The sequence below is a fragment of the Pseudomonas sp. Teo4 genome (assembly GCF_034387475.1).
Classification (GTDB): domain Bacteria; phylum Pseudomonadota; class Gammaproteobacteria; order Pseudomonadales; family Pseudomonadaceae; genus Aquipseudomonas.
In genome coordinates this window covers 1,165,170-1,179,047 of the sequence record NZ_JAXCIL010000002.1, presented here as the reverse complement: position 1 = coordinate 1,179,047, position 13,878 = coordinate 1,165,170, and the positions used below count along the sequence as shown (strand labels likewise).

The following is a 13,878-nucleotide window of genomic DNA, read 5'->3' as shown; positions in this document are numbered from 1 at the left end:
ACTATCTGATCTGGCTCGCGCGCTTGACGACACCCATCTGCAAACCGAATGGTTTGAATACCGCGTTCAACGACTTGAGCGTGGGGTTACTGTCCCCCTGTTCGATCTGAATCAGCGTTCGCACGGAAATCTTGCACATCCGCGCAAACTGGGTCTGCTGCATCTTTGCAACCTCCACGCGCAGGCGGCGAACACCAGCACCCAACTCGATTGTTCCGTCGGCAATGCCTTCACGCACGCCATCGATCATCAGACCTCGGGCATCGATGGAAACCGTCATGCCAACCCCCATTCCGCCATCCGGCGTTCAAGCTTGCCCAGCGCGATCGCCGGGTGATTCATCACTGCCTCAGGTAGCCCAAGGCCGGACAGGATATCCGGCAATGCCAACAGGTTCCGGGCTTCCTGCCGCAAACGCTGGTAAGCCTCGTCCGGATCGATGAACTCAGCTAACGCAACACAGACTGCCCGCCAGTCGATTTCGCCTGCTCTTTCGATTGAGGCGGGCCACTTCGTCGTTCTGGTTATCCCTTCCTGATCCATCACCATCGGCGCCAGGTCGTAAATCGGTGCGAGACGCACCTTGTCACGGGTGCGAATGATCGCTGTATTACGCCCATGGTTATCGGCGTTACCCAGGATCTTGTTGATTAGGTCGCGCCGCAGGTAGTCAGCAATCAGATCAGGAACCTCTCTACCCTGCCCGACCGTCTTCCACAAACCGACGAGCGTCTCGATCACTTCCAGATGCATCATCCGGCTACCGGGTTCGGTGACACCACACAAGGAATACATCGATTCCACGGCAAAGCGCTGTACCCCCTGAGCGCCAACCTGGCGGTCGAAGCGTTCCACCCAGAGGCTGGGCTTGATTCCCTCTTCCAGCGCCATGTGTTCACTGGCCACTGTCTCGATGCCAAGCTGCTGCAACGCCCTGTAATACAGATACTCGGCCCGCAGGATATCCTGATCATCGGCCAAGGCCTGGTTTCTGGCGAACTTGATGAACCAGTGGCGACGGGCCTCTTCATCGGCGAGCACCGCGTCCGGATAAAGCTGGCCGCTTTCACCTTCGGTCATCAACAGCTTTGGCGCTTCCCCTCCTGCGCCCGTCGCGCCACCTATGGCCGCTCCCTGCTCATAGGCATATTCCAGAAAACGTTGATCGCGAGTTATGACATCCTGGCGGGTAAAACCGATGGGGTCCGCAAGGTCCAGTAACTCAGCCGACTCCTTGATGCGCAGATTGCCAATCGGGGCCGGGGTGGAGCGCCCCAGCAGAAACAAGTCTTCCCCCATGCCGGTCGGTTTCTCACGACCGATATGCCTCATCAGAAAACGCTTGGCAGCTCCTGAAGGCGCGATGTCGTATAGGAATGCGGGAGCATGCGACAGACGATGGGAGCCAAAGTCCACCGGCAGCTTGGCGCTGGCCGCCTGGCAGAACACGCTGTCGTACGCATTAAGATTGGTTTTGACATAGTTGGATGTGTATCCGAACTCGCAGGGGCTGGAAAAGCTTCTTTCCGGCTCGGCAAAGGCGATGGCAATAGCATCGTGCCACTGACCTTGGTCATGTAGCTGGAGTGTGAGTCTATACATTTGGTCACCTGCAATTTACTGCATGTTTTCGACCACCTTCAGCAATCGATCTGCAGCATAGTGCAGATTTTCTTTCGGATCCATCTCACATCTGTATTTTAGTGCAGAAACAGACCGTCTTCATACCTATCATCTGCACTAAAATGCACCTATATAAATAAAAAAAGGGGAGCATCCGCTCCCCAGAGGTTAACCGCTTGTAGATGAAGGCTTATCTCAGCCTTCGATCTCGATCAGGATCTCACCCGGCGTTACACGGTCGCCCTTGGCCACGTGGATGGCCACGACCTTGCCAGCAATGGCTGCCTGCACTTCGGTCTCCATCTTCATGGCTTCGGTGATCAGTACGGCCTGGCCGGCCTTGACCACATCGCCTTCCTTGACCAGCACATCGACGATGTTGCCTGGCATGGTGGTGCTGATGTGGCCCGGTGCGCTGGCCTGCTTGCGCTTGCTACCGCCACCGCTGACGAACTCGTTGAGCGGCTCGAACACCACTTCTTCCGGCATGCCGTCGATCGACAGGTAGAAGTGACGCTTGCCTTCGGCCTTGACGCCCACACCGGTGATATCGACGCGGTAGGTTTCGCCGTGCACGTCGATGACGAACTCGGTCGGCACGCCTTCGCCGCCATGCGAAGCCACAGCGCCAGCTTCCGGAATCGGCAGCAAGGCTTCTGGTACCAGGGTGCCGGCTTCACGTTCTTCGAGGAACTTGCGGCCAATGTCCGGGAACATGGCGAACGTCAGTACGTCTTCCTCGCAGCGCGCCAGGGCACCGATGTCTTCACGCAGCTTGGCCATTTCCGGCTTCAGCAGGTCAGCCGGGCGAACGTCGATCACTTCTTCGCTGCCGATGGCCTGGCGACGCAGCTGCTCGCTCACCACACCTGGTGCCTTGCCATAACCGCCTTGCAGGTACAGCTTCACTTCGTTGGTGATGGTCTTGTAGCGCTCGCCAGCCAGTACGTTGAAGAACGCCTGGGTGCCGACGATCTGCGAAGTCGGGGTAACCAGCGGCGGGAAGCCGAGGTCTTCGCGCACACGCGGGATCTCAGCCAGCACTTCGTTCATGCGGTTGAGCGCGCCCTGCTCCTTAAGCTGGTTGGCCAGGTTGGAAATCATGCCGCCCGGCACCTGGTTGACCTGCACGCGGGTGTCCACCGCGGTGAATTCGCTTTCGAACTGGTGGTACTTCTTGCGCACGGCATAGAAGTACAGGCCGATTTCCTGCAGCAGCTCCAGGTCCAGACCGGTGTCGAACTCGCTGCCCTTGAGCGCGGCAACCATCGACTCGGTGCCCGGGTGGCTGGTGCCCCAGGCGAAGCTGGAGATGGCGGTGTCGATGTGGTCGGCACCGTTTTCGACTGCCTTGAGCTGGCACATGGCGGCCAGGCCGGCGGTGTCGTGGGAGTGGATGAACACCGGCAGCGACTGCTCGGCCTTCAGTGCCTTGACCAGCTCGCCCGTGGCGAACGGGGTCAGCAGGCCGGCCATGTCCTTGATCGCCACCGAGTCGCAACCCATGGCTTCCATCTGCTTGGCCTGGGCGACGAACGCGTCGATGGTGTGCACTGGGCTGGTGGTGTAGGCGATGGTGCCCTGGGCATGCTTGCCCGCAGCCTTGACCGCTTCGATGGCCACACGCAGGTTACGCACGTCGTTCATGGCGTCGAAGATGCGGAACACGTCGATACCGTTGACCGCCGCCTTGGCCACGAAAGCCTTGACCACGTCATCGCTGTAGTGGCGGTAGCCCAGCAGGTTCTGGCCGCGCAGCAGCATCTGCAGACGGGTATTGGGCAGCGCGGCACGCAGCTTGCGCAGGCGCTCCCACGGGTCTTCCTTGAGGAAGCGTACACAGGCGTCGAAGGTGGCACCGCCCCAGACTTCCAGCGACCAGTAGCCGACCTTGTCGAGCTTGTCGCAGATCGGCAGCATGTCTTCGGTACGCATGCGGGTAGCCAGCAGGGACTGGTGGGCGTCGCGCAGGATCGTGTCGGTTACGTGAATTTTCTTGGACATTATGGAGTTCCTCACAGGCCTGCGTGGGCGGCGATGGCGGCGGCGATGGCCAGGGCTAGCTCTTCGGGTTTGCGCTTGATCGAGTAGTTGGTCAGTTCCGGGTGGCTTTCCACGAAGCTGGTATTGAACTGGCCGCTACGGAATTCCGGATTGCGCAGGATTTCCTGGTAGTACGCAGCGGTGGTCTTCACCCCCTGCACGCGCATGTCATCCAGGGCCCGCAGGCCACGGTCCATGGCTTCTTCCCAGGTCAGCGCCCACACCACCAGTTTCAGGCACATCGAGTCATAGAACGGTGGAATGGTGTAGCCGGTGTAGATCGCCGTATCGGTGCGCACGCCCGGGCCGCCGGGGGCGTAGTAACGGGTGATCTTGCCGAAGCTTGGCAGGAAGTTGTTCTTCGGGTCTTCGGCGTTGATACGGAACTGCAAGGCATAGCCGCGGTGCTGGATATCTTCCTGCTTGACCGAAAGAGGCAAGCCCGAGGCGATGCGGATCTGTTCACGGACGATGTCGATGCCGGTGATTTCCTCGGTGATGGTGTGTTCCACCTGCACCCGGGTGTTCATCTCCATGAAGTACACCTCGCCATCGGCGAGCAGGAACTCCACGGTACCAGCGTTTTCGTAGTTCACCGCCTTGGCCGCACGCACTGCCAGGTCACCGATGTAGGCGCGCTGTTCAGGGGTCAGTTGCGGGCTTGGGGCAATTTCGATGAGCTTCTGGTTACGGCGCTGGATCGAGCAGTCGCGCTCGAACAGGTGCACGACATTGCCGAAGCTGTCACCGAGGATTTGCGCTTCGATGTGCTTTGGGTTGACGATGCACTTTTCCAGGAACACTTCGGCCGAACCGAAAGCTTTGGTGGCTTCGGAGATAACCCGAGGGAAGTTCTGTTCCAGCTCTTCACGGCTGTTGCAGCGGCGAATACCGCGGCCGCCACCGCCGGAGGTGGCCTTGAGCATGACCGGGTAACCGATGCGGTCGCCTTCGCTCAGCGCTTCATGAATGTCGGCAACGTTGCCTTCGGTGCCTGGGGTCACCGGCACGCCAGCGGCGATCATGGTGCGGCGCGCTTCGGTCTTGTCGCCCATGCGGCGAATGACATCGGCTGCCGGCCCGATGAACTTGATTCCGCGCTCAGCGCAGATCTCTGCCAGTTCAGCGTTTTCCGACAGGAAACCGTAACCCGGGTGCAGGGCATCGCAGCCAGTTTCCACAGCCAGGTTGACCAGCTTGCGCGGGTTCAGATAACCGGCCAGCGGCTCGGCACCAATGCTGTAGGCCTCATCGGCGCGCTTGACGTGCAAGGCATGACGGTCGGCGTCGGAATAGATCGCAACCGAGCGAATGCCCATCTCGGCGCAAGCACGCACGATCCGAACTGCGATTTCACCCCGGTTGGCGATCAGGATTTTTTTTATCACTGGAGTCTTCCCAAAGCCGTAGGAACAGACGAGCCGGTTCTACCGGTCGGCGCGTGACCAGACGTTGTTGGCCAGTCGCGTATTCACCCTAGCGCTGAAGGACGATAAACAAAAATCAATATTTGTTAGAGGCAGTATTAGCAAAAGCTTATAGTGCAGTAACAAGGTTTTGCCGGAGCCCGGATAAAAATGCGTAAGTCCTTGATGCGTATGACTTTGCGTCAACTGCAGATCTTCAACGAGGTGTGTGATCTGCGCTCGTACAGCCGGGCGGCGGAGGAGATGGCGCTGACGCAACCCGCCGTTAGTCTACAGATTCGCCAGCTGGAAGAGCTGATCGGCCAGCCATTGTTCGAGTATGTCGGCAAGAAGCTTTACCTGACCGAGGCGGCCGAAGCCTTGCAGCGCGCCAGCCGGGATATCTTCGGCCGGCTGGAAAGCCTCGACATGCAGCTGTCGGACATGCAGGGTTCACTGCAGGGGCAGTTGAAGCTGGCGATCGAGTCCAGCGCCAAGTACTTCGTGCCACACCTGTTCGCCGCCTTCAAGCAACGTCACCCGGAGGTCAACCTGACCCTCACGGTGGTCAACCGTGCCCAGGCGATCCGGCGCCTTTCGGACAATCGCGACGACCTGATCATCATGTCGATGGTGCCGCAGGACATGGGCCTGGAGTTCCTGCCGTTCCTCAACAACCCGATCGTCGCCGTGGCTCCCCCGGACCACCCGCTGTGCAAGCTCGAACACTTGCGTTTGCAGGACCTTGAGCCTCATACCCTGCTGGTCCGTGAACAAGGCTCAGGCACGCGCAAGGCCTGCGAGGAGTACTTCAAGGACAAGCGCGTGCACTTCACCCAGACCCTTGAAGTCGCCTCTGCCGACGCCCAGCGCGAATGCGTGATCGCAGGTCTTGGCATCGCCTTGCTGACCCGCCATGCGCTGAATCTGGAGCTTGCCACGGGGGTGCTGAAGGAGCTGCCGGTCGAAGAGTTGCCCCTGTACCGCAGCTGGTGCGTAGTGCAGTCAAAGGCCAAGCGGCAGTCGCCGGTGGCCTTGGCGTTTTTGGCGTTCATCCGCAGCGAACGTGCGTTGATCAGCGCGCTTGTGGAGCGTTTTTCGGGGAAACTGCCGCCGACGCCTGCCACACCGTGAGCTCTTGCAGTTCGGGGTAATCCGCCAGGTCGCGGAGCAATTGACGTTGGTCGCAGTAGCTCTCGATCGCGCGACGATATTCCATGCGGCGCTGATCTTTTTCCTGCTGCTTGCGAGCCTTGGCGTTGGGTTGGTACGTACCGTCGTAGTCACGAGCCATTGCCTGTCTCCCAGATAGGATGCGGGAGTTTCAGACTGGCCTTGGCGGTTTACGGTTTGGCTGTGGAATGGTGACAAAACCGTGAAATTTGTGGCGCCTGTACCGACGATGAGGCCGGTACAGACAATCGCGATCAGTCGTCCATCGCCTTGATCGACTTCGGCGACAACCGCAGGCTGCGCAAGCTGCGCTTCACGCTCTTGAGGTGGTTGACCAGGCTCGGCCCCCGCGCCATGGCCACGCCCATGGCCAGCACGTCGATCACCACCAGGTGGGCGATACGCGAGGTCAGCGGCGTATAGATTTCAGTGTCCTCATGCACATCGATCGCCAGGTTGACGGTCGACAGCTCGGCCAATGGCGTCTGGCTTGGGCACAGGGTAATCAGGTTGGCACCGCTCTCACGGACCAGGTTGGCGGTAATCAGCAAGTCCTTGGAACGCCCCGACTGCGAAATGCAGACCGCGACATCACCTGGCTTCAGGGTGACTGCAGACATCGCCTGCATATGTGGGTCGGAATACGCGGCGGCACTTAGCAACAGGCGGAAGAACTTGTGCTGGGCATCGGCGGCCACCGCGCCAGAGGCACCAAACCCGTAGAACTCCACGCGCTGCGCCTGCGCCATGGCACTCACCGCCTGCTGCAATGCGTGCGGGTCGAGGTGTTCGCGCACTTCCATGAGGGTGTGCAGGGTAGTGTCGAAAATCTTCAGGCTGTAGTCGGCGACCGAGTCGTCCTCGTGGATCGCGAACTGGCCGAAACTGGCACCGGCCGCCAGGCTCTGCGCCAGCTTCAACTTCAGGTCCTGGAAGCCCGAGCAGCCGATCGCGCGGCAGAAGCGCACGATGGTCGGTTCGCTGATACCCACGCTGTGAGCCAGGTCGGCCATCGAGCTGTGCATGACGGCAGCCGGATCAAGCAGCACATGGTCAGCCACTTTCAGTTCCGATTTGCGCAGCAGGTGGCGCGATTGAGCGATATGTTGCAACAGATTCACAGGCTGGACTCGGTTATGATCGGCTGGCCGGGATGTAGCTTTCTTGTAGTTATACTACATGCACGCCAACCCGCCCAGTTAAACGAACGTGGAGAGTGGTGGTTTGACTATTCCTTGCGACATTCTGGTATTCGGTGGCACGGGCGATCTGGCCCTGCACAAGCTGCTGCCGGCGCTCTATCACCTGTATCGCGAGGCTCGCCTGAACAACGCCGTGCGCATCATTGCACTGGCCCGGCGCAACCTGCCACGCAGCGAATACGTCAAGCTCGCCGAACGCCATTGCCGAGCGCAGATTGCCCGTAACGACTTCGATGAAGAAGTGTGGCGGCGTTTTTCCGCACGCCTCGACTATTTCACCATGGACGCCTCACAGAGCGCGGACTTCGGACGTCTGGCCCGCTACCTTGGCGAACCGGGCGGGCTGACCCGCATCTTCTACCTGGCCACCGCGCCCAACCTGTTCGTGCCGATCGCCAACCACCTGCGCATCGCCGGCCTGGCTGACAGCGAAGCCCGAATCGTGCTGGAAAAACCCATCGGTCATTCGCTGGAATCGGCCACCGCCATCAACGAAGCCATTGGCGCGGTTTTCGCCGAACCCCAGGTGTTCCGGATCGATCACTACCTGGGCAAGGAAACCGTACAAAACCTGATGGCCCTGCGTTTCGCCAATGCCCTGCTGGAGCCGGTATGGCGCAATGGCCAGGTCGACCACGTACAGATCAGCGTCTGCGAAACGCTGGGTGTAGAAAACCGTGGCGCCTACTACGACCGCGCCGGTGCCACCCGTGACATGCTGCAGAACCACCTGCTACAGCTGTTGTGCCTGGTGGCGATGGAACCACCCGCGCAATTCGAAGCCGAGGCAGTGCGCGATGAGAAAGTGAAGATTCTGCGTGCCCTCAAGCCGATCACCGGCCAGGACGTCCAGGACAAGACCGTACGTGGCCAGTACGGCGCTGGGCGCATCGGTGGCCAGGAAGTGCCGGCCTACTACTTCGAGAAAGATGTCGACAACGACAGCGATACCGAGACCTTCGTCGCCGTTCAGGCTCACATCGACAACTGGCGCTGGGCGGGGGTGCCGTTCTACCTTCGCACCGGCAAGCGCATGGCGCGGCGCTCATCGCAAATCGTCATCCAGTTCAAGCCGGTGCCCCACGAGCTGTTCAACGGCGGCCAGGTCAACCAACTGTTGATCCAGTTGCAACCCGAAGAACGCATCAGCCTGCGCATGATGACCAAGACCCCGGGCAAGGGGATGCGCCTGGAGCCGGTCGACCTGGACCTGAACCTAGCTCAGGTATTCGGCCAGACCCGACGTTGGGAGGCTTACGAACGCCTGCTGCTGGATGTGCTCGAAGGCGACTCGACCCTGTTCATGCGGCGCGACGAGGTCGAAGCGGCCTGGGCCTGGATCGACCCGATCATCAAGGGCTGGGAGGAGCATTTCCAGGCACCACGCCATTACTCGGCTGGCGCCAATGGCCCCGAACAAGCCAATGCCCTGCTGGCCCATCAGGGACGTGCGTGGCACAGCTGATTACGCTGCTGCTCACCCGGTAGCCAATGGGCGTCAGGCCTGGCGGGCGCTGATCAAGCGTTCGAAGTCCTTTTCGGGTATCGGTCGGCTGATCAGATAACCCTGGGCCTCGTCGCACCCTTGCTCTCGCAGGAACGCCAACTGCTCCTGGGTCTCCACCCCTTCCGCTACCACTTTCAGATTCAGGCTACGCGCCATGGCGATGATCGCCCGGGTTATCGCTGCATCCTGGCTGCCTTCGTGCAAGCCACGGATGAAGGCCTGGTCGATCTTCACATAGTCCACGGGCAGGCGCTTCAGGTAGCTCAGTGAGGAGTAGCCGGTACCGAAATCGTCGATGGCGAGCTTCACGCCCAATTCGTGCAGTTGCCTGAAGGTCGTAATGATGTGCTCGACGTTTTCCAGCAACTGGCTCTCGGTCAGTTCGAGTTCCAGCAGATGCGGCTGCAGGCCAGTCTCTTCGAGCACCTGGCGCACCAGGCTGACGATCTTGCCCTGACGCACCTGGTACACCGAGAGGTTGACCGACACACGCACGTCCAGCCCCTGGCGCTGCCACTGGCAAGCCTGCCAGCAGGCACGTCGCAAAACGAATTCGCCCATGGGCGCAATCAGCCCGGTTTCCTCGGCCAGGCCAATGAAGTCGCCCGGCGGCACCATGCCCCATTCAGGGTGAAGCCAGCGCACCAGGGCTTCAGCCGCGTGCAGGCGCCCGGTACGCAAGCAGAGCTTGGGCTGGTAGTAGACCAGCAGCTGCCCTTCATCAATGGCCTTACGCAGTTGGTTCTCCAACTGCAGACGCTCCAGGGTGCTGGCTCGCAGGCTTTCGGTATAGAACTGGAAGTTGTCCCCTCCCAGGTGCTTGGCATGCTGCTTGGCCATGTCGGCCTGGCTGATCAACACGTTCGGCTCGAAACTGCCATCGGACACCAGGCTGATGCCCACCGACGCGCTGATGACCACTTCATGCTCGCCCAGCCGCAGCGGCACGCGTAGCTTGTCCAGCAGCCGCGTAGTGACTCGCACCAGGCTGGACAAGTTGCTGTAGCCATCGAACAACACGGCAAACTCGTCGCCAGAAAGGCGCGCCACGGTATCGGCCTCGGGTACGGCATTGGCAATACGCTGGGCGATCTTCTTCAGCAACTGGTCCGCGCTTTCATGGCCCAGGCTCTCGTTGAGCAGCTTGAAACGGTCCAGGTCGATGTGCAGCAGAGCCAAGCTGCGGCCACTCAGACGCACCCGCCGCCCGGCTTCATGCAGGCGCATGCGGAACAATGCACGATTGGCCAGGCCGCTCAGATCGTCATGGTGGGCCAGGTAGCGCATGCGCTCTTCAGACGCCCTTCTGGCTGAAAGATCGGTGAAGAAGCCGACAATGTTGCTCAACTCTCCCGAAGCATCGAGCACGCCTGTGAACTGCAGCCATTGCGGGTACAGCTCGCCAGTCTTGCGTGCCTCCACCAACTCGCCCTGCCAATACCCCTGCTGGCGCAGCGACTGCTCGATGACTCCGTAGTGCCGCCTGGCGTCACTGCTGCAGGGTAGATCCAGCACATTGCGCGCCAGCAGTTCACTGCGTGAGTAGCCAGTCATCTGGCAAAACGCCCGGTTGACGGTAAGCAGTGTGAAGTCTGGCCCCAGAATGACGATGCCCTCGCTGGAGGCCTCGAACACGGAAGCCGCCAGCCGCTGATGGTCTTCCAGGGCCTTCTGCGCCTGGATGCGCTGCAAGTCCTCAGTCAACGCCTGGTTCTGGAAACGCCGCAGCAGGCCCCTCTCGATCAGCCGATTGACCTGCCAGGCCACGACCAGTAGTGCCGCCAGCAGAATCAGGCCAAAACAGCCCCAGCCCCTTTGCTCACCGGCATCGTAATAGAACAGGAACGCAACCGGCGGCAACAGGCATGGCAAGGCAAAGCTGAGGAACGCCGGCAAACTGACTGCATAGGCGACGCTGGCCGATAGCGTCGCCGCACCCAGCAGACCAAAGCCCCAGGCCTGCTGGACGAAATTTTCAGCGGGAACCAAGGCAATGGCCGCACAGGCCAGGGTCAGGCCGCTGAACCCCGAGCCCAGCAGAAACATTCGCCACCACACAGGCCGGGCCTGACGCTGGGTGTCGGCAGCCTCGAAGGCCGCCACCTGAATGACCCGCAAGGCCACCAGCGCCAGCAACCAGACCAGCCACACACTGACCAGCAGATAGCGCGCAGGACTCCACAACAACCAGGCGCAGAGCAGGCCGTTGAGCAGCATGAACAGGGTGGGCAACAAAGAGCCCTGGTAGAGCAGACGGGTGCGTTCGATCGAAAGCTGGGTGGCGAATTGCCTGCGAACACTCCGTGTCGTTTCCGGCGATGCTCCGATCGCCACGCAATCCTGGGTCATATGGCTGGGTTCTTTTGCTGTTTTTGTTATGGATGACCGCAAAACTGCTGGGAGAATACACAAGCGCCGCGCCAGACCAAACTGCTCTGGATCATGATTTGTAAAATCACCGGCCATCCAACCCAAAACCGCTCAACTGCGCCGCCCTCACACAAGGCCGGATGAACGGCAGCAGACGAACGGCAAGATTTCCCTTGTCGACGTTTGCCCCTCTCCCCCGCGCGGCCCTAGAATGGCCGGATGCACAATGATGACCTCTCCCTCCTGCTGAACTCCCTCAACGATGCCCAACGCCAGGCCGTAGCGGCCACGCTGGGGCGTCAACTGGTGCTTGCTGGCGCCGGCTCCGGTAAAACCCGCGTGCTGGTGCACCGTATCGCCTGGCTGATCCAGGTCGAGCAGGCTTCGCCGCATTCGATCCTGTCGGTGACATTCACCAACAAGGCCGCAGCGGAAATGCGCCAGCGTATCGAGCAACTGCTGGGCATCAACCCGGCCGGCATGTGGGTCGGTACCTTCCACGGCCTGGCTCACCGCTTGCTGCGTGCGCACTGGCAGGAAGCCCGCCTGGTGCAGAATTTCCAGATCCTCGACAGCGACGATCAGCAGCGGCTGATCAAGCGCGTCATGCGCGAACTTGGCCTGGACGAGCAAAAATGGCCGGCGCGCCAGGCCCAGTGGTTCATCAACGGGCAAAAGGACGAGGGCCTGCGCCCGCATCATATCCAGGCCAGCGGCGACCTGTTCCTGCAAACCATGCGCGATGTCTACAGCGCCTATGAACAGGCCTGTGAGCGCGCCGGAGTCATCGACTTCTCCGAATTGCTGCTGCGTGCCCTCGACCTGTGGCGCGACCATCCTGGCCTGCTGGAACACTACCAGCGGCGCTTCCGCCACCTGCTGGTGGACGAGTTCCAGGACACCAACGCCGTGCAGTACGCCTGGCTGCGCCTGTTGGCGGGCAAGAACGGTGGCAGCCTGATGGCCGTGGGCGACGATGACCAATCGATCTACGGCTGGCGCGGCGCCAAGATCGAAAACATTCACCAGTACACCGCCGACTTCCCTGACGCGGAAATGATCCGTCTGGAGCAGAACTACCGCTCCACCGGCGGCATCCTCAAGGCTGCCAACGCGCTGATCGCCAACAACAGCGGGCGCCTAGGCAAGGAATTGTGGACCGACATGGGTGAAGGCGAGCCTCTGACGCTGTACGCCGCCTACAACGAACACGATGAAGCGCGCTATGTGGTCGAGACCATCGAGAGCCTGATCAAGCAAGGCAGCTCACGTAACGACATCGCCATCCTGTATCGCTCCAACGCCCAGTCACGGGTGCTGGAAGAGGCCCTGCTGCGCGAGCGCATCCCCTACCGCATCTACGGCGGTCAGCGCTTCTTCGAACGCGCCGAAATCAAGAATGCCATGGCCTACCTGCGCCTGATCGAAGGCCGTGGCAACGATGCGGCGCTGGAGCGGGTGATCAATGTGCCGCCACGCGGTATCGGCGAGAAAACCGTCGAAGCCATTCGCGAGCATGCCCGCCACAGCCAGCTGTCGATGTGGGAGGCCATGTGCCAGCTGCTCGCCGCCAAGGCGCTGAAAGGCCGCGCCGCTTCCGCCCTGGGTGCATTCATCGAGTTGATCGAGGGCCTGGCCAGCAAGGTCGCTGACATGCCGCTGCACACCATGACCCAAACGGCCATCGAGCAGTCCGGCCTGATCATCTATCACCAGGAAGAAAAGGGTGAAAAGGGCCAGGCACGGGTAGAAAACCTTGAGGAACTGGTCAGCGCGGCGCGTAACTTCGAAGCCGGCGAGGATGATGCCGACCTGACGCCGCTGTCGGCCTTCCTTGGCCATGCCTCACTGGAGGCTGGCGATGCCCAGGCGGACGAGCACGAAGACAGCATCCAGCTGATGACCCTGCACAGCGCCAAGGGCCTGGAATTCCCCTACGTGTTCTTGGTGGGCATGGAAGAAGGCCTGTTCCCGCACAAGATGAGCCTGGAAGAACCTGGCCGCCTTGAAGAAGAACGTCGCCTGGCCTACGTGGGCATTACCCGCGCCATGCGCCAGCTGATCATGACCTACGCCGAAACCCGGCGTTTATATGGCAGCGAGACCTACAACAAGGTTTCGCGTTTCGTACGGGAGATTCCGGCTGGCCTGGTTCAGGAAGTGCGCCTGTCCAACAGCGTCAGCCGCCCGTTCGGTGGCGCGAAGAGCACGACCTCCAGCAGCCTGTTCGCCAATGCCAGCATTCCACAGACCGCCTTCAACCTTGGCCAGCGTGTGCAGCACGCGGTGTTCGGCGAGGGTGTGATTCTCAACTTCGAAGGTTCTGGCGCCCAGGCACGGGTGCAGGTCAACTTCGCCGAAGGTAGCAAGTGGCTGATGCTGGGGTATGCCAAGCTCGAGGCCATCTGAGGCCGTTCCCACAGGTTCCCTGCCACGCGTGGCGCCAAGGTGAACCTGTGGGAGCGGGCTTGCCCGCGAAAGGGCCGGTACAGGCACCCTCGTAACATTTAGGCAAAAGCTGGAAACATTATGTCGCTGGTCATGTGCCCATGAA

The 13,878-nt window shown here is 60.8% G+C and carries 10 protein-coding genes; 3 read left to right on the top strand and 7 right to left on the bottom strand.

What is annotated here, in order from left to right:
- Position 1: 1 nt before the first annotated feature.
- The 4 genes from PspTeo4_RS21640 to PspTeo4_RS21625 all read right to left on the bottom strand — a co-directional run bounded on the left by PspTeo4_RS21640 (position 2) and on the right by PspTeo4_RS21625 (position 5,054).
- Complete coding sequence (locus PspTeo4_RS21640; RefSeq protein ID WP_322365916.1) at positions 2-280, bottom strand: helix-turn-helix transcriptional regulator; 279 nt, start codon at positions 278-280, stop codon at positions 2-4.
- On the bottom strand, positions 277-1,602 hold the full coding sequence (locus tag PspTeo4_RS21635) for a type II toxin-antitoxin system HipA family toxin (protein ID WP_322365915.1): 1,326 nt from the start codon (positions 1,600-1,602) through the stop codon (positions 277-279). Before PspTeo4_RS21635 ends, PspTeo4_RS21640 begins: the two co-directional genes overlap by 4 nt.
- Before the next feature lie 216 nt (positions 1,603-1,818).
- Complete coding sequence (oadA, locus tag PspTeo4_RS21630; RefSeq protein ID WP_322365914.1) at positions 1,819-3,627, bottom strand: sodium-extruding oxaloacetate decarboxylase subunit alpha; 1,809 nt, start codon at positions 3,625-3,627, stop codon at positions 1,819-1,821.
- Between the two features lie 11 nt (positions 3,628-3,638).
- The gene (locus PspTeo4_RS21625) at positions 3,639-5,054 is read right to left on the bottom strand and encodes an acetyl-CoA carboxylase biotin carboxylase subunit (protein WP_023383079.1); all 1,416 of its coding nucleotides are present in this window, start codon (positions 5,052-5,054) and stop codon (positions 3,639-3,641) included.
- A gap of 189 nt (positions 5,055-5,243) precedes the next feature.
- Between PspTeo4_RS21625 and PspTeo4_RS21620 the strand changes: the two genes are divergently transcribed.
- A complete protein-coding gene (locus PspTeo4_RS21620) occupies positions 5,244-6,206 on the top strand; it encodes a LysR family transcriptional regulator (RefSeq protein WP_322365913.1) in 963 nt (320 codons plus the stop codon).
- On the opposite strand, the gene PspTeo4_RS21615 is transcribed toward PspTeo4_RS21620, so the two are convergent.
- Both PspTeo4_RS21615 and hexR read right to left on the bottom strand, forming a co-directional pair.
- Complete coding sequence (locus tag PspTeo4_RS21615; protein ID WP_322365912.1) at positions 6,148-6,366, bottom strand: PA3496 family putative envelope integrity protein; 219 nt, start codon at positions 6,364-6,366, stop codon at positions 6,148-6,150. The two genes, PspTeo4_RS21620 and PspTeo4_RS21615, sit on opposite strands and share 59 nt — an antisense overlap.
- A gap of 133 nt (positions 6,367-6,499) precedes the next feature.
- Positions 6,500-7,366: a transcriptional regulator HexR gene (gene hexR, locus PspTeo4_RS21610; protein ID WP_012316879.1), complete on the bottom strand. Its 867-nt coding sequence runs from the start codon at positions 7,364-7,366 to the stop codon at positions 6,500-6,502.
- 103 nt (positions 7,367-7,469) lie between these two features.
- Here hexR and zwf point away from each other — a divergent pair, with 103 nt between their 5' ends.
- Positions 7,470-8,912 (top strand): glucose-6-phosphate dehydrogenase, encoded by a 1,443-nt coding sequence (zwf, locus tag PspTeo4_RS21605; RefSeq protein WP_322365911.1) that lies wholly within the window; start codon positions 7,470-7,472, stop codon positions 8,910-8,912.
- Between the two features lie 33 nt (positions 8,913-8,945).
- Here zwf and PspTeo4_RS21600 read toward each other — a convergent pair whose 3' ends face one another.
- Positions 8,946-11,303, bottom strand: coding sequence for a putative bifunctional diguanylate cyclase/phosphodiesterase (locus PspTeo4_RS21600; RefSeq protein WP_322365910.1), 2,358 nt, complete (start codon positions 11,301-11,303; stop codon positions 8,946-8,948).
- Between the two features lie 240 nt (positions 11,304-11,543).
- On the opposite strand from PspTeo4_RS21600, the gene uvrD reads away from it, so the two are divergent.
- Positions 11,544-13,733 carry a DNA helicase II gene (gene uvrD, locus PspTeo4_RS21595; protein WP_322365909.1) on the top strand — a complete coding sequence of 730 codons (2,190 nt, stop codon included), beginning with the start codon at positions 11,544-11,546 and terminating at the stop codon, positions 13,731-13,733.
- Positions 13,734-13,878: the final 145 nt, after the last annotated feature.

Bases quoted from the DNA above. Each gene is read 5' to 3' on its own strand.
- PspTeo4_RS21640 (WP_322365916.1), bottom strand. From the start codon at position 280: ATGACGGTTTCCATCGATGCCCGAGGTCTGATGATCGATGGCGTGCGT.
- PspTeo4_RS21615 (WP_322365912.1), bottom strand. From the start codon at position 6,366: ATGGCTCGTGACTACGACGGTACGTACCAACCCAACGCCAAGGCTCGC.
- PspTeo4_RS21635 (WP_322365915.1), bottom strand. From the start codon at position 1,602: ATGTATAGACTCACACTCCAGCTACATGACCAAGGTCAGTGGCACGAT.
- uvrD (WP_322365909.1), top strand. From the start codon at position 11,544: ATGCACAATGATGACCTCTCCCTCCTGCTGAACTCCCTCAACGATGCC.
- PspTeo4_RS21620 (WP_322365913.1), top strand. From the start codon at position 5,244: ATGCGTAAGTCCTTGATGCGTATGACTTTGCGTCAACTGCAGATCTTC.
- oadA (WP_322365914.1), bottom strand. From the start codon at position 3,627: ATGTCCAAGAAAATTCACGTAACCGACACGATCCTGCGCGACGCCCAC.
- PspTeo4_RS21600 (WP_322365910.1), bottom strand. From the start codon at position 11,303: ATGACCCAGGATTGCGTGGCGATCGGAGCATCGCCGGAAACGACACGG.